The 16873-nt window shown below is 65.7% G+C and carries 21 protein-coding genes and 1 tRNA gene; 10 read left to right on the top strand and 12 right to left on the bottom strand.

Features of this window, described 5'->3' with window-relative positions:
• Positions 1-20 precede the first annotated feature (20 nt).
• From ACFWUP_RS28215 to ACFWUP_RS28195, 5 genes are all read right to left on the bottom strand, one after another.
• Positions 21-641 carry a response regulator gene (locus ACFWUP_RS28215; RefSeq protein WP_379239007.1) on the bottom strand — a complete coding sequence of 207 codons (621 nt, stop codon included), beginning with the start codon at positions 639-641 and terminating at the stop codon, positions 21-23.
• Positions 638-1780 carry a sensor histidine kinase gene (locus ACFWUP_RS28210; RefSeq protein WP_379239006.1) on the bottom strand — a complete coding sequence of 381 codons (1143 nt, stop codon included), beginning with the start codon at positions 1778-1780 and terminating at the stop codon, positions 638-640. The genes ACFWUP_RS28215 and ACFWUP_RS28210 overlap by 4 nt, the downstream gene beginning before the upstream one ends.
• Entirely contained in the window at positions 1777-2583 is an 807-nt protein-coding gene (locus ACFWUP_RS28205) for an ABC transporter permease (RefSeq protein ID WP_379239005.1), read from the bottom strand. Before ACFWUP_RS28205 ends, ACFWUP_RS28210 begins: the two co-directional genes overlap by 4 nt.
• Complete coding sequence (locus ACFWUP_RS28200; RefSeq protein WP_379239004.1) at positions 2580-3515, bottom strand: ABC transporter ATP-binding protein; 936 nt, start codon at positions 3513-3515, stop codon at positions 2580-2582. The genes ACFWUP_RS28205 and ACFWUP_RS28200 overlap by 4 nt, the downstream gene beginning before the upstream one ends.
• 91 nt (positions 3516-3606) lie before the next feature.
• On the bottom strand, positions 3607-4284 hold the full coding sequence (locus tag ACFWUP_RS28195) for a hypothetical protein (RefSeq protein ID WP_379239003.1): 678 nt from the start codon (positions 4282-4284) through the stop codon (positions 3607-3609).
• 38 nt (positions 4285-4322) lie between these two features.
• Between ACFWUP_RS28195 and ACFWUP_RS28190 the strand changes: the two genes are divergently transcribed.
• From ACFWUP_RS28190 to ACFWUP_RS28170, 5 genes are all read left to right on the top strand, one after another.
• A complete protein-coding gene (locus ACFWUP_RS28190) occupies positions 4323-4943 on the top strand; it encodes a TetR/AcrR family transcriptional regulator (RefSeq protein ID WP_379239002.1) in 621 nt (206 codons plus the stop codon).
• A gap of 68 nt (positions 4944-5011) precedes the next feature.
• Positions 5012-5536 (top strand): nitroreductase family deazaflavin-dependent oxidoreductase, encoded by a 525-nt coding sequence (locus ACFWUP_RS28185; protein ID WP_379239001.1) that lies wholly within the window; start codon positions 5012-5014, stop codon positions 5534-5536.
• 24 nt (positions 5537-5560) lie between these two features.
• On the top strand, positions 5561-6328 hold the full coding sequence (locus ACFWUP_RS28180; RefSeq protein ID WP_379239000.1) for an ATP-grasp domain-containing protein: 768 nt from the start codon (positions 5561-5563) through the stop codon (positions 6326-6328).
• Positions 6329-6455: 127 nt separating this feature from the next.
• Entirely contained in the window at positions 6456-6932 is a 477-nt protein-coding gene (locus ACFWUP_RS28175) for a DUF1772 domain-containing protein (protein WP_379238999.1), read from the top strand.
• A gap of 26 nt (positions 6933-6958) precedes the next feature.
• Positions 6959-7357 (top strand): PPOX class F420-dependent oxidoreductase, encoded by a 399-nt coding sequence (locus ACFWUP_RS28170; RefSeq protein ID WP_379238998.1) that lies wholly within the window; start codon positions 6959-6961, stop codon positions 7355-7357.
• Between the two features lie 46 nt (positions 7358-7403).
• Here ACFWUP_RS28170 and ACFWUP_RS28165 read toward each other — a convergent pair whose 3' ends face one another.
• The 4 genes from ACFWUP_RS28165 to ACFWUP_RS28150 form a co-directional block, all read right to left on the bottom strand.
• On the bottom strand, positions 7404-8006 hold the full coding sequence (locus tag ACFWUP_RS28165) for a hypothetical protein (protein WP_379238997.1): 603 nt from the start codon (positions 8004-8006) through the stop codon (positions 7404-7406).
• 42 nt (positions 8007-8048) lie between these two features.
• Positions 8049-8122 (bottom strand) — tRNA-Ile (locus ACFWUP_RS28160).
• A gap of 360 nt (positions 8123-8482) precedes the next feature.
• Positions 8483-9487 carry a zinc-binding dehydrogenase gene (locus ACFWUP_RS28155; RefSeq protein WP_379238996.1) on the bottom strand — a complete coding sequence of 335 codons (1005 nt, stop codon included), beginning with the start codon at positions 9485-9487 and terminating at the stop codon, positions 8483-8485.
• A 124-nt stretch (positions 9488-9611) separates the two neighbouring features.
• Positions 9612-9950 (bottom strand): hypothetical protein, encoded by a 339-nt coding sequence (locus tag ACFWUP_RS28150; RefSeq protein WP_379238995.1) that lies wholly within the window; start codon positions 9948-9950, stop codon positions 9612-9614.
• 64 nt (positions 9951-10014) lie between these two features.
• On the opposite strand from ACFWUP_RS28150, the gene ACFWUP_RS28145 reads away from it, so the two are divergent.
• Entirely contained in the window at positions 10015-10518 is a 504-nt protein-coding gene (locus ACFWUP_RS28145; protein WP_379238994.1) for a hypothetical protein, read from the top strand.
• Positions 10519-10523: 5 nt separating this feature from the next.
• Here ACFWUP_RS28145 and ACFWUP_RS28140 read toward each other — a convergent pair whose 3' ends face one another.
• The 3 genes from ACFWUP_RS28140 to ACFWUP_RS28130 all read right to left on the bottom strand — a co-directional run bounded on the left by ACFWUP_RS28140 (position 10524) and on the right by ACFWUP_RS28130 (position 14196).
• The gene (locus ACFWUP_RS28140; RefSeq protein ID WP_379238993.1) at positions 10524-12296 is read right to left on the bottom strand and encodes an SDR family oxidoreductase; all 1773 of its coding nucleotides are present in this window, start codon (positions 12294-12296) and stop codon (positions 10524-10526) included.
• Between the two features lie 157 nt (positions 12297-12453).
• On the bottom strand, positions 12454-13458 hold the full coding sequence (locus ACFWUP_RS28135) for a YdcF family protein (protein WP_379238992.1): 1005 nt from the start codon (positions 13456-13458) through the stop codon (positions 12454-12456).
• Between the two features lie 90 nt (positions 13459-13548).
• Entirely contained in the window at positions 13549-14196 is a 648-nt protein-coding gene (locus tag ACFWUP_RS28130) for a rhomboid-like protein (RefSeq protein ID WP_379239060.1), read from the bottom strand.
• A gap of 388 nt (positions 14197-14584) precedes the next feature.
• Here ACFWUP_RS28130 and ACFWUP_RS28125 point away from each other — a divergent pair, with 388 nt between their 5' ends.
• From ACFWUP_RS28125 to ACFWUP_RS28110, 4 genes are read left to right on the top strand one after another with little or no spacing between them, the layout of a single operon-like run.
• Entirely contained in the window at positions 14585-14917 is a 333-nt protein-coding gene (locus tag ACFWUP_RS28125; RefSeq protein ID WP_379238991.1) for a plasmid stabilization protein, read from the top strand.
• A gap of 21 nt (positions 14918-14938) precedes the next feature.
• Positions 14939-15898: a TIGR03557 family F420-dependent LLM class oxidoreductase gene (locus ACFWUP_RS28120; protein ID WP_379238990.1), complete on the top strand. Its 960-nt coding sequence runs from the start codon at positions 14939-14941 to the stop codon at positions 15896-15898.
• A 22-nt stretch (positions 15899-15920) separates the two neighbouring features.
• Positions 15921-16517 (top strand): DUF72 domain-containing protein, encoded by a 597-nt coding sequence (locus ACFWUP_RS28115; protein ID WP_379238989.1) that lies wholly within the window; start codon positions 15921-15923, stop codon positions 16515-16517.
• 8 nt (positions 16518-16525) lie between these two features.
• The gene (locus ACFWUP_RS28110) at positions 16526-16678 is read left to right on the top strand and encodes a hypothetical protein (RefSeq protein ID WP_379238988.1); all 153 of its coding nucleotides are present in this window, start codon (positions 16526-16528) and stop codon (positions 16676-16678) included.
• Positions 16679-16873 lie beyond the last annotated feature (195 nt).

The following is a 16873-nucleotide window of genomic DNA, read 5'->3' as shown; positions in this document are numbered from 1 at the left end:
CACACCCTAGGCGAAACGGGCTAGATCCAACCCTTCTCGCGAGCTTTGAGGGCGGCTTCGTAGCGATTGGACACCCCGAGCTTGGTCATGGCCGAGGACAGGTAGTTGCGCGTGGTGCCCGGCGAGAGGTGTGCGCGTTTGGCGATGTCCTCCACGGACGCACCGTCGGCGGCGAATTCGAGCACGTCGGCCTCACGGGCGGTGAGCACGGTATCGCCAGCGCTGATCGCCTCGGCCGCGAGTTCGGGGTCGACGTAGCGACCGCCGTTGTGCACCGACCGGATCACCTCGGCCAGCGTCGCCGCCGAGGTCGTCTTGGGCAGAAACCCGCGCACACCCGCGGCCAGCGCACGCTTGAGATAGCCGGGCCTGCCGTGACTGGTGACGATCAAAGTGCCTGCGCCAGGGGTGATTCGGAGTAGCTCGATCGCGGTATCGATGCCGTCGATACCCGGCATCTGCAGGTCGATGACGGCGACCGCGACGGGCTCGCCTTCTTCTGCCCTGCGACGCCACGCGGCCACGAGTTCGGCACCGGAGCCGACATGGGCGACGACCTCGAGGTCGGGTTCCAGGCCGAGCATCGTCGCCATCGCGGCGCGGATCAGCGTTTCGTCGTCGGCGAGGAATACGGGAATCACTGTTTCTCCCAGTGGATTTCGAGGGCGAACTCGTCGCTGGAGATGGTGACGTCGAGGGTCGCGCCGACGGCGGCGAGTCGTTCGCCGAGACCGCGCAGCCCGGATCGTTCACCGATCGCGCCGTGAGGTCGATCGTTGCGCAGCGACATGCCCGACCCGCCGAGCGTGAGCGTGGCGGTCGTCGCTGCCGAGTGTTCGACGATATTGGTCGTGCCTTCCCGCACCACCCAGGCCGCGACGTCGTGAAAGGCGGTGGGCACCTTGGCCGCATCGCCTTCGACGACGAGTTCGCATCCCGCCGCCGACAGCAGCGACCGCGCCCCGGCGACCTCGCCGCGCAGGTCGATATTGCGGTAACCACGCACCAGGGTGCGCATCTGCCCCATCGATTCGACCGCCAGCGTTCGGACCTCTTCCATCTCCGACATCGCGCGATCGGTATCGCCCGCGCGCGACAATGCCATCGCCAGTTCGCTTTTCACGGCGATCGCGCTGAAGCCTCGCCCGACGACGTCGTGCAGGTCGCGCGAGAAGCGCAATCGCTCCTCGGCGACCTGTAGCTGCGCTTCGACTCCTTTGGTCCGTTCCAATTCGTCGATGATGCCGAGCGCCCACACGGTGAGCAGCGTCAGCACGATCGCGAAAACCCCCGCGAGTAGCAACGACACGATCCCCCTCGGGCTCGCCCGCAGCGGTGCGCCGAGCACCAGCGGGGTCGCGATGCTGAGGGCGATCAGAACCCACCACTTGTGCCGGACGAACGGGATGACGGAGAAGATCGTCAGCAAGGCCGCGGACATGCCGGCAACGCCCGCGCCGTTGACAGTCGATTCGCTGTCGGCGAGATGCGCAACAGCACCGCTGACCACCCATATCGCGGCCAGGATCGCAACAGCCACCGGCAGCATCCGCGGCCGCGCCACCACACCGGGGACGGTCGCGAAATCGGGTTGGGCCTCCACCGCGACCATCGCCGCGATCCCGCCGACGACGATCACGAGCACCGCGGGTACCGACTCCGCCGCGAGCGCCAACGCGACGACCAAACCGGCGATGGCCGCCTGGAACGTGAGCCGTGAGTAGAGCCGGTACTTGGCCGACCCCGGCAGCTCGTGCCACCAGGCGGTCGCGCGCTTCACCCGCGATCGTCCCAGCGGAAGCTCTTGCGGGTCAGCACGAGCGCCAGGACTGTCCATAGCGCCAGTGTCGCAAACGGTCGACCGGATGCGGTGACGGTGTCGGCAAAGCTGAGCGCGGCGTCGGAATCCGTCGATAGCCTGCCCGCCGCGCCGAGCGAGATCAGGTCGGAGACGGCGGCGAACGGTGTCCAGTCGGCGATCTGGGCCAGCCGGTCGGGCAGCACCGAGCGGATCGACGCCAGGCCGAGCATCGCGATCATCATCACCGGCAGCGAGGTGATCTGCGCGGCCTCGGCGTTCTTGGTGTACGCGCTGGTCGCCAGGGCGAGCAGGGTGAACAGGACGGTCCCACCGACCAGCGCGACGAGGATGGCGAGGGGGTTGACCGGCATCGGCGTGCCCGTGCCGTACACCACTGCGGCGACGCCCACAGCGGTCGCGGCAGTCATGACGGCCCCAGGGATGGCGGGCGCGAGCTGGATCTGCCAGTCGGCCGCCTCCCCCGTGCGCAACCGTTTCAGCACGCCCTCGCTGCGGCGCGTTGTCACCATCGACAGCACCGAGTAGTACTGCACGAACAGCAGTGCCATCAGCGCCAGCATCTCGAGCGCCACCGCGGCCATCGCCGTCGTCGGTTCGGTGTCCTTGCGGGCAATCAGGAAGGTGGCCAACGGGATTCCGATCGGGAACACCGTCGCCATGTAGACGAGGGTCTTGTTGCGCCGGAACTGCAGCCACTCCGCCTTGGCCAGCGCGGTGACCGGTCGGCGGCGAAATCCGTTGGCGGGCATGGTGATGGTCATCGTGTCGCTCCGATCAGTTCGGGTGTGGTTGCCGGGTGGCCCGCGATATCGAGGAACACCGACTCCAAGGACGCGGCGCGCGCCTCGAGCCCGGTCAACTGCACTCCGGCATCGCGTGCCCAGCCGAGCAGCTCGAACAGATGTCCCTGTAAGTCGTTGGTGCTGACGGTGACTCGCGCCTTCGCATCGACGCGGGCGTCCCGAAACTGCGGCACGGGCAGGCCAGGATGATCGAACGCGATGCGCGCCGGATGGTCGTCGACGAGGTCGCGCAGGGTGCCGCTGCGCGCGATCACGCCCTTGTTCATGATCGCGATCCGATCGGCGAGCGCCTCCGCCTCGTCGAGGTAGTGCGTGGTGAGCACCATCGTCACCCCCGACGCCTTGAGATCGGCGAGCAATTGCCATGTCCCACGCCGACTTTCCGGATCAAGCCCGGTCGTCGGCTCATCGAGGAACAACAACCGCGGCTGCCCGAGCAGCGCACACGCCATATCGACCCGACGCTGCTCGCCACCCGACAGCGCACCGACCCGCACACCGGCGCGATCGGTCAGCCCGACCTGCTCGAGAACCGCCTCGGCGGTGGTCGGATTCGTACAGGTCCCACGCCACATTTCCAGCGTCTCGGCAACGGTCAATTCGGCAGGCAACCCACCGGACTGCAACATGATCCCCACCCGCGCCCGAACCTGATCCCGATGCTTGCGCGGATCCAGCCCGAACACCTCCACCTGCCCCGCAGTCGGCGCGACGAGTCCCTCGAGCATGTCGAGCGTCGATGTCTTACCCGCACCATTGGTCCCGAGCAGCGCGAAAACCTCGCCCTCGAGAACCGCGAAATCCACTCCCTTGACAGCTTCGAAGGCGCCGTCGCCGCGCCCATATGTCCGCCGGAGCCCCCGAGCGGTGATGACGTCTGCATTTCTCATGCTCTCCACGGTGCTCTCAACGGCGCGCCACCAGTAGTAAGCGCAGTCACCGATCCTCGATGGGATGCGCATGGGTCACCCATGACATAAGTCATCGGTCTTCGCTGGTGCGGAAGAGCGCGACGCCGTAGGCGACGAACCAGACCGCCCACAGCAGCCAGCCGGACAAACCGATCAGACCGAGTGGTCCGTCATGGTCGATGATCATCGGCGTAATAGTCGCAGCGGTGAATTGCAGTGCGGCAGCGAGGAATCCGATGGCCGCATGCCAAGGCCGCACCAATCCCCCGAGTCGGCCCGCAATGGTCAGACCCACCAGCGCCGTCGCGAGGAATGTGCCGTTCAGCGCGAGCAGTGCGTCTTGCATTGCCCACAGTGCCGCACCTTCACCGTTCGAAGTACTCAGGGCATAACGGATTCCGATGATCACGGCGAAAGTCGCGTTCTGCAACAGCAATCCGGCGAAGCCGACCAGCGACCACCCCGTGCCCGACGTCCGCTCGATCGGTCGCAATGCCGCCAGCACACCGGCGCCGAACAGCACCGCACAGAACCATCCCAGCGGCACGGGTGCCGTCGCCAGTGCCACGAGGTCACGGTGGTCGACAAAGAACGTGACGGCGGTATGTGGGTCAGTACCCGGCTTCGGCAGTCCGGCGGGTGCCAAGATCAGGTTGGCCCCCAGGATGACCAGCGCGAACCCGACGCCCGCGATCCCCGCGACCCGCCGAAACGCCGCACCGCTCGGCATATTAGATTTATCACTCATGTTTTTAATATAGGTACCGTAAACCGAAAGAGGAACCCTTGGCCACCGATCCGCCCCGCCGCCGCTACGACTCGCTGCGCCGCAGCCTCCAAGCCCAAGCGACCAGCGCCGAGGTCGCCCAGGCCGCCCGCCGCCTGTTCGTGGCACAAGGCTGGGCCGCCACCACGGTCCGTGACGTGGCCCGCGAAGCGGGCGTCTCCGTCCCCACCGTCTACTCCGCCTACGGCAACAAAACCGGCCTCATCCAGGCGATAGTCGACGCCGCCGACCTCTCCGCCGACGCCCCCCGAATGCTCGACGCCCTAGAGGCCGCCGCGGGCGACCCACGCGCCCAACTGGCCGCCATGGCCGCCTACGACCGCCGCCTCTACGAACGCGCCGCCGACGTCATCGCGCTGATCCGCGAAGCAGGCCGCACCGAGCCCGACCTCGCCACCACCTACGCCGACGCCCGCCTACGAGCCGACCGGACCCGCATCGAGGTCTTCACCTCCTGGCCGGCCGCCACTCTCCGCGAAGACCTCGCCACCTCGGTCGACATCTACGCGGCCCTCTGCACCATCGACGTCTACACCACCCTGACCACCGAACGAGGCTGGTCCCCCGACCGAGTCGAATCCTGGTGGACCACAACCCTTGCCCGCGAACTCCTCGCCTGACGATTCGCCTGTCCGTCAGCAGCAACAGGTCTACTATCGAACGTAGTAGGTCAAACTCAGGAGGGGCGATGAGCAATTCGAACGAAGCCGATCCCACACGAACCAAACGGTCATTGATGGCTCGAATGATGGAATCGGGGTCGCGATTCACGAGCCGACGCGGGATCTACCTTGGCCACCGATCGACGAAACTCCACGTGGCCCTCTACCGCCGGACCAACGGCCGAATCGGCGGCCACTTCCCCGCCTTCCCTGATGCCCGGATCCTGCTTGTCGACCATGTCGGCGCCAGGACCGGGATCCACCGAACCTCACCCGTCATGTACCACACCGACGGCGACAGCTTCGCGATTGCCGGATCCAAGGCCGGCCAACCTACCCACCCCGCCTGGTTCCACAACCTGAAAGCCAACCCGGACACCACAATCCGGATCGGCGCGGACGTCCACCCAGTTCGAGCTCGGGTTGCGACCGAAGCCGAACGAAACCGCCTGTGGCCGAACTTCGTCGAGGCTTTCCCGAGCTACGACTTCTTCCAACACAATGCAGGAAGCCGCACGATCCCGATCGTGATCCTCATGCCGCGCAGGTGATTCCACTGCGTGCATGATCGAAGCATGAGTTTCACCGTGGCCTACTTGCAGTACGCCGGATCAGGCCCGATGCGGCACGAAGAGCAACTGCTCACCGAGGGCCTCGCAAGACTCGACATTCCGATCCGCCACTACAGCCTGAAACGTATCCAGCGCAGGCAGTTGCCTTTGGGGCCAGACGTTTTCATCGCCGGGGACATGGATGCGATGCACGGCGCGATGCGCCAGCTACATATTCCGATACCGCAACCCGACGACTATCCCGAGGCGCTTCGCGGCTTCCTGCGACGGAAGGTTTGGGCATCGACCCTGGGCGAGATCGAGCGGGCGATGGACAGTGCCCGTGCCACACCAGTTTTCGTCAAGCCCGCAGAGCGGCGAAAGAGCTTCACCGGAACCGTTTGCTACTCGGAGCGCGATTTCGCCGCATGGGGCCATGCCAGCCGACGCCAGCGCGTCTGGTGCTCGGAGGTCGTCGCGTGGATTTCCGAGTACCGCGTCTACGTCATCGACCAGCGGATCGTCGCCGTCGACCCCTACGACGGTGACAACTCCGTGCCACTGAACATGGAAACAGTCGAATCCGCGATCACCGCCTACGGCCGTTGCGACACCGCACCCAACGCCTACGGCATCGATTTCGGTGTCTTGACCAACGGCGAAACAGCACTCGTCGAGGCCAACGACGGCTACGCCCTCGGCGCCTACGACATCGCCGCGGACCAGTACACCGAACTACTGATGAACCGATGGAGCGAACTGCTCACCTCGGGGGCACGCCGGACGGTGTGAGGCAGACGGATTCCGCGAGAGGTGCTCCGCCACTGAAATCTAGCAACGCTAGACAGTCTAGCTAGCAGCTGTTACCGTTGCTCCCAGTTCTAGCAGTGCTAGATTGATGAAGGGGAGCCGAAATACAATGCTCATTCTCACCGGTCAGCTCGTCGCCGTCGTCGCCGTTCTCGCCAATGCCGTCATCTACGGCACCGATATCTGCGCGGCCGCGATCATGCGGTCCGTGTACCGCAAACTCGATGACGCGACCGTGACCGTGAGTGCGGGATGGGGTCACTACTACGGCGACAAGCGGATGCCGATTTTCGGGGCGGGCGGGGTGGTGACCGCGGTCCTCACGCTGGCGCTCGCGCTGGTGGCCGGCCAGACCGGCGCCGCCATCGCCGCCGGGATCGCGGTGGCAGCCCTGTTCACCTGGCTCGCCGTCTACGTCCGCATCGCCAAGCCGATCAACACCCAGCAGACCGCCGCCGCCCGGACCGGCATCATTCCACCCAATGCCCGTGCGCTGCAGGACAAGTGGGACAGCATCCTGAAGTACCGCATCACCCTGCAGTTCATCGCCATCGCCGGCCTGTGCACCACCCTGATCCTGTTCTGATCTTCAGCACCCAAGGAGTACCTGACATGACCTTCACGACCAACGAACAGCAGTTCCTCGCCGAGGCCGGAATCGGCCGACTCGCCACCGTCTCGCCCGACGGCGTCATCCAGAACAACCCGACCAGCTACCGAGTCAACGCCGACGGCACGATCGACATCGGCGGCATGCGAATGCTCACCACCCGCAAATACCGCAACGTCGAAGCGGGCAGCAGGGTGTCATTCGTCATCGACCAACAGGTTTCCGTGGAGCCCTACGAAATTCGCGGCATCGAGATCCGCGGCACCGCCGAGGCCCTCCTTGACGAGCAACCACCGTTCCCCCACCAGGAACCCGCGATCATCCGAATCCACCCCGACCGCATCATCTCCTGGGGCATCGACGGCGGCTCCTTCGACTTCACCAGCCGCAGTGCCGAATAGGGCACTTCAGTCTCCGCACAGACCCCCGTTGCTCTGCGATCAACTGTCAACGCGGGTAGTTGATTTCGGCGATGTCGTCCTCGAGGTCGGAGATTTCCACGTCCGGGTTCAGGTCCGCGACGATTTCGGTCGTGAGCGGCTGCATCGCGTAAACATGCTGGGCAGCAGCGAGATTCACGTCGACCTCGTAGTAGTCCTCTGCCCAGATCTTGTACGCCTCAGGAGTGCCATCGAGCAATAGCTCGAGCAGGTCGTCGCCACCGCGGTCGGCGGCTGCGGCGCCCCAGGCGGCGTCGTTTTCCCGCCAAAAGCAGGCGGTGACGGCCTGGGAGCCAGTGTGGTCGGCGAAGGCAGGTTCGGTGACGTAGGGCCCGAAGACAGCGGGCACTGCATCGAGAACCTCTGGGGCATTGGGGGCTTCGTGGTCGAAACACTGGCCGTAGACACCGGCGGCCGAGAAGACGATGAACCAGTTGTCGCCGGAACCATTTCGCATCGACGCGAGCTCCTCGGCGTCACCCCAGGCCGCATTGAAGGAGTAGTAGCGATCTTCCCACTCAGGACTCAGAACGGCATCGAGCATCGCCATCGCCTGACAGCGCTGACGGAGGGTCGCGATGTCGGGCAGGCGGGACAGCGGCTGGTTCACGGTGTAATCCAACCCGATGATCCGCAGTCCGGCGAAGCGGGGTGGGGCGGGTGGGGCTCGAACCCACGACCAGCGGATTATGAGTCCGCGGCTCTAACCGACTGAGCTACCGCCCCTCGCCGCGGGGGTCTCCGCGGGCGAGTCGCATGGTACCCGGCGGAGTGCGGGGTTGACCACTTGGCGCGGTGGTCGTGTCGGGGTACAGGAACGGCGATCGGGGTCGCGGCTTCGAGGGGAAAGCGCGGCGACCGATCGCCGTTGTGTGTTGCACCCGGGGTATGGGTTTACGAGCGTGAAGCTCGCTGGCCATCCCGTACTCGTACGTCACGCTCCTGACGTTCGATGTTGCCCCCTGGGTTGCTGGCCAACTTGATCACTACGGCTACCAACAACAAAACCGCGACGATTACCGCGATGATTATGATTCCCTGCACGGAACATAACTTAACGTGTATTCCGTTGCGGCGCTTGATACTTTACAATGACGCGCCGACCGTCAATAAGGTACGGCCGAGGGCGGTGCGGTTCTCGATGGCGGCGTGCGCCTGCCGCACCTGGTCGATCGGGAAGGTTTGCCCGATAACCACTTCCAGCGCGCCCTCCGCTACCGCCGATTGGGCGCGGGCGGTGATGCCGACCCAGTCGACATCCTTGCCGACGATATCGAACAGGCCGAGTACCGTGACGCCGCGCGCCACCGCGGCATTGGTGTCGCCGTGAGCGAAATCACCTGCGGCAGAGCCATATCCGAGAAATAGGCCCTTGTCGGCGGCAGCAGTCAATGCCGCTCCACCGATCTCGCCGCCTGCACCGTCGAAGGCAACCGCCGCTCCCCCGCCGGTGATCCCGCTGACTCGCACTTCCCACCCGCCATCCGAGTAGTCGACAACCTCATCAGCGCCCAATCGTGTTGCGAGCGCGAGCTTTTCCAGACCACGCGCTGCCGCGACAACGTGCGCGCCTGCTGCGACCGACAGCTGGGTGAGCAGCGTGCCGAGTCCACCTGCGGCAGCGGTGATCAGCACCCACGAACCCGGTTGCACCGCAGCCCTGTCGAAGACAGCAAGGGCGGTGCGGCCGTCGTGGGCGAGCCCCACGGCTTGCTGCGTGGTCAGCCCGCTGGGGATCGCGGTGAGCGTGGCGGCCTTGGCGAGGGATTTCTCGGCGTAGCCGCCGATGGGGAGGCCGCCACCGATGCCGCTGGCGGCCGTCTGGGTGACAACGCGCTTACCGAGCCAGGCGGGGTCGACCTCGGCGCCGATCGCGCTGACCACACCACCGATCGCACCGCCGGGGATGTAGGGCGGGCTCAGCGGGAAGAAGTCCTGACCCCATCCGCTGCGCAGCCGGGTGTCGAGGAACATCACGTCGGCGACTTCGACGTCGACGACCACTTCGGCCGAATCCGGTTGTGGTGCGGACAGTTCCACCACCTCCAGGACTTCGGGCCCGCCGAATTCCTTGACCTGCACTGCACGCATTGCGACTCCTTCGTGGTGGTGACCGAACGAGTCAAGCATGGAACCTGAAGTGGAGTTCAGGTCAAGGACGCTGAGGCCTGGATCACAGGAGGCCTGTCCGCACAGGCCCGTTACACCTACGCAGTCACGAGCCACCACCACAACTGCTACTGCTCCCGCCACCACAACTACTGCTGCTGCCGCCGCTACAGCTACTACTTCCACCGCTACAGCTACTACTGCTCCCGCCACCACAGCCATTGCCCCCACCACAACCACCGGAAGGACTACCCGGATCCCACGGCTGACCCGAGGTCCCGTCGACATACCCGGTCATCCCCGCCGACCCTGCCACCCACCGACGATCCAGCGGCCGCCGCTGCTGCTGCTGACTCGCGTGACGAATCAGCAGCACGACGGCCGTCACCGCCACACCGATCCCCACCACCATGAACCCGAGCACGATCACCAGCGTCATCACCATGTCCGCAGGCTAACCCCCGAACCCGTTCGCAGCACCCCCACCGCCGATGGCCTTACAGTGAATTGTGGCGTTCTCTTTCCCGCGAACCGGCAGACGGCAAGTCGACCTCCCCACCGTCGACCGCGCCGTCGCTGCCCTGCGCTTCCCCGAGGCGATCTTCAAGACCTCACCGTGGCAACCGCGCGATCTCGTGGAAACCGGTCTGCGCCAATGGTTGCGGTGCTGCGGCGCCGCCATGCGTGACGATCAGGTGATCGGGATGCCCTCGCACGCGGTCGACGAGGCCTGGCACGGTTTCATCCTCTGCACCCAGCTCTACGCGAACTTCTGCGAGCAGGCTTACGGACGTTTCCTGCACCATTTCCCCGAGGGCGTCGGGGACAGCACCCAAAATCACGGCACGATGGTCGAGCAATTGGGCCGCACCGTGGTGGCCTGGTCGCTGGTGGCGCGACCGGACGAAGAGTGCGTGCTGTGGGATCTGGACCGGAAGGTCGGCGTCGAGAACCCGTGGGGTGTGGACGCCCGGCACGTTGCCGCCGTGCAGGAGCAACTGCGCCGGGCGTAACCGGCTCAGACCAGCTTCATCCGCCGTGCGGCGAAGCGCACCGCACCGGGGGCGATGCGGTTCAGGCGGTACTGGACCCATGATTCGGGCGTCACCGGCACGATGTCGCGCCCGGTCCGCACGGCCTTCACGATCTGCGCGGCCACCCGGTCGGGGGTGTAGCCGCGGCGCTCGTACAGCTTGTCGAACCGCTGTTGCGTGCGGGCCTCTTCCTCGGCCGAAATACCCGAGAAGCGGGTGGTGGCAACGATATTGGTGTGCACGATGCCCGGACACACGGTCGAGACCGAGATGCCGCGATCGGCCAGTTCGGCACGCAGGCAGTCGGAGAACATGAACACCGCCGACTTGCTGGTGGCATAGGCGGCCATGTCGCGCTGCGGGCTGTAGGCGGCCATGCTGGACAGGTTCACGATGTGCCCGCCGAGCCCGCGATCGGCCATCGCCGCGCCGAATGCCCTGCAGCCGTTGACGACTCCGCCGAGGTTGATCCGCAGCACGCGGTCGAACTCCTCGGACGGCGTGTCGAGGAAACCGCCGGCTTGGCCGACACCGGCGTTGTTGATCAGCACATCGGGCACCCCATGCGCGGCGATCACCTCGTCGGCATGCTCGCGCACCGCGTTCTCGTCCGACACATCGAGCGAATAGGCGTGCGCCACAGCGCCTTCAGCGACGATGAGCTCCGCAGTGGCCTTGGCTGCGAGCTCGTTGACATCGGAGACCACCACTTCGGCACCGAGTCGCGCGAAGGCCAGCGCGGTCTCGCGGCCGATACCACTACCCGCACCGGTGACAACCACCAGTTTGTGTTCGAATTCCCTACGCGCAGTGCCCACTTCGGCCCTGGACAGGCCGCGCGCGACGCCGGCTCCGTCGAGCGCGTCGATCAGCTCCGTGGTGGCGGTGGCGAGAAGTTCGGGATGTGAGAACGGCATCCAGTGTCCGGCGGGCACGTCGCGTCGCCACAGCCGATCGGTCCGTTGGGCGTAGTCGTCATAGCCGGCGGGCCGGATGGCGACATCGCGCCCGGCCACGATCAACTGCACGGGGACCTCGGTGTGCCGTTCGCGCGGAGACAGCATGCGCTGCACAATGTTCGCGCGGTAGATGAGCAGCCCGTCGACCATGTCACGGCGGAACGTCGGCCCCAGTTTCACGTTGGCGGCGGAGGTGTCGTTCATGACCGACACCGCACGCTGCCAGACCTTTTCGGTGCCGATGGCGTTGAAGGTGGCACGTGGCAGGCCGGGGAGCATGAAGAAGCCGGTGTAGGCCGAGGACATGAGCTGGGTGATCGGCTGCCACACATTGCGCAGGGTGGGCCGCGAAAGCCGCGCGCGCACCCATTTGCCCACATGATCGAGGTTGGGTCCCGACACCGAGGTGAACGAGGCGACGCGCTGCGCGGCCTGCGGCTCACATACCGCTTCCCACAGTTGAATCGAACCCCAGTCGTGGGCGAGCACGTGGACCGGGCGCTCTGGGCTCACCACGTCGATCACGGCGTAGAAATCGCGCGCGAGTTCGTCGAGGCGGAAGTCGTCGGTGCGCTGGGTGCGGGTGGATTCACCGTGCCCGCGGGTGTCGTAGGCGACCACGTGGAAGCGGTCGGTGAGCAGCGGAATCACCCGATCCCACAGGTGGTGGGTGTCGGGCCAGCCGTGCACGAGCACGATGGTGTCGGCCGTCGGGTCGCCGTATTCGAACACGGCGATGTCGAAATCACCGCTGCGGACGGTGCGCTGGTTGGCGGGCTGCGGGCTGTCGTTCGTCATGATCTGTCGGGCTCCTTGTCCAGCCGGGACACCACAGGTATCTCTGCGGCGACGTGGCAGCCCCAGCAGGGCACCTGCGGAGCGACGTTGCATCCTGCCCGGTGGTTCCGAGGATACAACTAACCAGTACGTGCAGTAACAGCTAATCGCGACCGCGTCAGTGCGCCGCACCGTAGATCGCCAGCGCGACCGGGCCCGCCGCCAACAGCCCGCACATCACGGCATTGAGCACCTTGTGTTCGGCCAGGATTCCGACGTACTCGCGCAGCAGGGCGCTGGGCAGGTAATAGCGCGCGGTGCGTGCGCCGACCGCCTGGGCGTCGATGCCGGCCGAGCGGGCGAGCAGGGCGGTGCGCAGCACGTGGAAATTGCTGGTGACCAGCAGGATGCGACTGTCGATGCCCTGCCTGGCGAGCAACTGCCTGCTGAACATGAGGTTCTCGCGGGTGGTCGTCGAGCGGTCCTCCTGCAGGATCTCGTCAGCGGGCACGCCGTGTTCGACCAGGTAGGCGGCCATGGCCACACTCTCGGCGACCTTCTCGTCCGAACCCTTGCCACCGCTGGTGACCAGCAGCGGCGACGGGCCGTGGGCGCGGTCGACGCGCCAGATGCCCATCGCGCGATCCAGCCTGCTCGCCAGCAGCGGCGGCACCCGGTCACCGAGCAGGCCGGAGCCGTGCACCACGATCGCGAGGGCGTTGTCGGTGCGCGTCACCCAGCCGTAGACCACCGAATAGAGCAGGAACGCGACCAGCACGAAGCCGAGGTACGCAGCAACCAGCACCACTGCCAGCAGCAACGCCCCGAGCACGAACCACTCCGAGACCACCGCCCAGACCAGCAGCGCATACGGAATCAGCAGTGCGACGCCGAGCCCGAGCGAAAGCAGGTTCGCCACCCGCAAACCCTCGCGGCGCAGCATCACCACGCCGTTGACCATCAGCAGCCCGGCCAGCACCAACACCAGCAGCGGCGACAGCGCGAGCGCGAAGAAGAACAACAGTTCGGCGCCCTCCCCTTCGGCGCCCGTGCCGATCAGCCCGGAACCGACGAACAGGATCCCGAGCAGCAACAGCACGCCGTTGCTGAATCGGCGCCGCTCCTGACGGAAGCACAGCGCGAACACACCGAGCAGAACCACACCTATAGCCAGCAAGATCACGTGCTCAGCCTAGTCAGCGCCGAGCGTCGGGCAGGCCTGTAGTGGGCTGATGCGGGTGCGAAGTGCACCACACCGGCTATCTACCGGCAATCAGCGCCGGGCAGGTGACCTGCGAGGCAGCAGTACGCGGGGATTCCACGGCTGCCCGCGACCGCGGGTCAGCGGGTAGCAGGCGAAACCGATCGCGGCGGCGCTCGCGTGGCCGATGTCGGTGAAGGTGCGATTCAGGAAGATCGGCGGGATGACCACGGCGAGCACGCCGAGGATGTACCACCACCGCCACGGCGTCACCAGGTGGTAGGCGAGCACCGCGGCGACACCCGCCAGGCCGTAACTGACGCCCACATCGAGGGTGAAGATCGCGCGTTCGGGGGCGTCGTCGGTGTGGATGGCCCACAGCAGCACGCCCTGGCTGAGGTAGGTGGCGCCGACGTGGGCGAGGACGACGACCACCAGCCAGCGGAGGGTGCCGAGCCAGCGTTCGGCGTTGGCGTGGAAGAGGGTGAAGAGGACCGCGTAGGCGGGCCAGGCGCTGCCGTCGGTCCAGAAGGCGCTGCTGATGAGGACGCGGACGGGGTCGTTGCCTAGGTGGTGCAGGTTGGTGGAGCGGTGGTCAAGCCATTGTTGAGCTTCGTCGGGTGGGAGTTGGTCGATGATTGCTGTAGTGACAGCTAGGGCTGTCAGCCATAGATAAGTGCCGGGGGCGCTGCGAATCCATCGCCAGACGCTGCTCGCCATTCTGCCGGGTGAGGCCACCCGAACAAGTGTGCCAGGAATTGGATTGCCAGGTTATTGCTAACAACGAATCGGGTACTCACGATATGCCGGGTATCTACCCCACCACCAGCAAAGAAGCTGGAACCCCGCCGCTTGATCAGTCGGCGCGGACCAGTAACTAGCTGGCATACGAGGGAAGGAGGTGTGAGCCATGTTTGTCGATTTCCTGAACCTAGTCTGGGACTTCTTCACGGACCTTTTCGTCGGCCCGTAATGGTTCTACGCCCATGGTTGGTGGCGCCCTCCTGGGACGTCACCAACCGCTATGTCAGGCGAAGTTCGTTTTCCTTGCCAATCTTGGGGTAGGCGGCAATTGCGGCCGTAATCCCGAGAGATAAGGAGTAGTCCCATGCCTCAGCAAGCGTGGAGCGCCAAGCGCGAACGCCAGTACAAAGACATCAAGAAATCCGAACTCGACCGCGGCCGCAGCGAGAAGCGCGCCGAGGAAATCGCCGCCGCGACCGTCAACAAGACCCGCGCCGAGCACGGCGAAACCAACGCCGAGCACGGCGAAACCAAGTCGAGCACATCCTCCGGTTCCGGATCCAAGCGCGGCGGTCAGCGCGCCCAGGGCAGCGGCAAGACCCGCGATGAGCTCTATGACGAAGCCCGTCGCCGCAATATCGACGGCCGCTCCAAGATGAACAAGCAGGAACTGGCCAACGCTCTCGGCCGCAGCTGACCCCACTGCGAAAGGTTCGCCATGCAGCTCGGATTCAAACTGGCGGCCGAGGCATTCGGCCCGAAGGAACTTGTTCGACAGGCGGTTCGCGCCGAGGAGGTCGGCTTCGATTTCGTCGAGATGAGCGATCACTTCCACCCGTGGCTCGACAACCAGGGCCACTCCCCCTTCGCCTGGACGGTCCTCGGCACGATCGCGGCCGAAACCGAGGGAATCGGCCTCGCCACCGGCGTGACCTGCCCGATCATCCGCTACCACCCCGCGATCATCGCCCAGGCCGCCGCCACCACCGCCCTGGTTTCGGACGGGCGATTCACCCTGGGTATCGGTTCGGGCGAGCGGCTCAACGAGCACATCGTCGGGCACGAATTCCCGCCGGTGCTGATCCGGCAGCGGATGTTGCGCGAGGCGCTGGAGATCATCCGGTTGCTGTGGCGCGGCGGCTATCGCAGCTACTACGGCGAGTTCCTGGAACTATCGGACGCGCGGGTATTCGACCTGCCGGAGACACTGCCGGTGATCGCGGTGGCGGCGGGCGGCCCCAGCGCGGCGAAGATCGCGGCAGAACTCGGCGACGGACTGTTCGCCACCGAGCCGGATCCTGAACTCGTGCAGACATTTCAGCGAGAAGGCGGCTCAGGTCCGCGTTATGTCGAAGTGGGAGTCGCCTTCGCCGACAACGATCGCGAAGGCGCCGAAGCCGCGCTGTCGACCAATCGCTGGTCGACCGGCGGCTGGAAGGTGATGAGCGAACTACCCAATCCGGCGAATTTCGCTGCCGCGACGACCACGGTGCGAACCGACGACATGCTCGAATCCTTCATCTGCGGCAATGATCCGAAACGGTACGTCGAAGCAGTGCGCAAGGCCGTCGACGCGGGTTTCGATCACGTGGTGTTGATGAACGCGGGCCCGGATATGGACGCATTCTTCGATTTCTACAGCAGCGAACTCGCACCATTGCTGCACTCGGAAATCTGACCCGTGCGCCAGTAGCGCCGAAATGACCATGCACGTCGGCACGTCCGGCTGGCAGTACCGCGATTGGCGCGGTGTGCTGTACCCGCCTGGCGTGCCGACGCGGCTGTGGCTCGAGCATTACGCGCAGGCATTCGCGACGGTCGAATCGAACAATGCGTTCTATCGACTGCCGAGCCGGGAGAATTTCGCCGCGTGGCGCGAACGCACGCCCGCCGGCTTCGTCATGGCGGTGAAGGCGAGCCGCTATCTCACCCACATCAAGCGATTGCGCGAACCCGAAGAACCGGTGCAACGATTACTCGATCACGCTGCGGGACTTGGTGATCGGCTCGGCCCGATCCTGCTCCAACTGCCGCCGACCCTGCGCGCGGACGCCGACCTCCTCGACAACTGTCTGCGCTGTTTCCCCGCAAAGGTGCGGGTGACAGTGGAACCGCGCCACGATTCGTGGTGGACCGATGAGATCCGCGCCGTCCTGACCGCCCGCAACGCCGCCCTGACCTGGGTAGATCGCGATTCTCGGCCGGTCACTCCGCTGTGGCGGACCACCGACTGGGCGTATCTGCGCCTGCACGCGGGCCGTGCCACTCCCCTGGGTCCTATGGCAACCACGCACTGAACAGCTGGGTGCGCCGACTGCTGGACACCTGGTCGCCCGATGACGACAGCTACGTCTATTTCAACAATGACCACGGCGGTGCGGCGGTCCGCGATGCGGTCACCTTCGCCCATCTCGCGGCGGCCGCGGGCGCGGACGTCACCCGGGTTCCCGACCTGTGACAGCAAAAACCCCGCCCCGGAATCGAATCCGAGGCGGGGTTCAACCGTTGGTCACCAGCCGGGATCGGCATCCATAGGGACGTTGACCCAGCTCGGGCGTGAGTTGAGTCCCGCATAGTGGTGTAGCGCACGGTGATCGAGCTCGACGCATCGACGACAGAGCGGTCACCGTGTGATCCTTCGAGGAATCTCTCA

This window comes from Nocardia sp. NPDC058658 (genome assembly GCF_042716665.1).
In the GTDB taxonomy this organism is placed as follows: domain Bacteria; phylum Actinomycetota; class Actinomycetes; order Mycobacteriales; family Mycobacteriaceae; genus Nocardia.
Note: the sequence above shows the minus strand (reverse complement) of the source record. Positions and strands in the feature narration are given on the sequence as shown.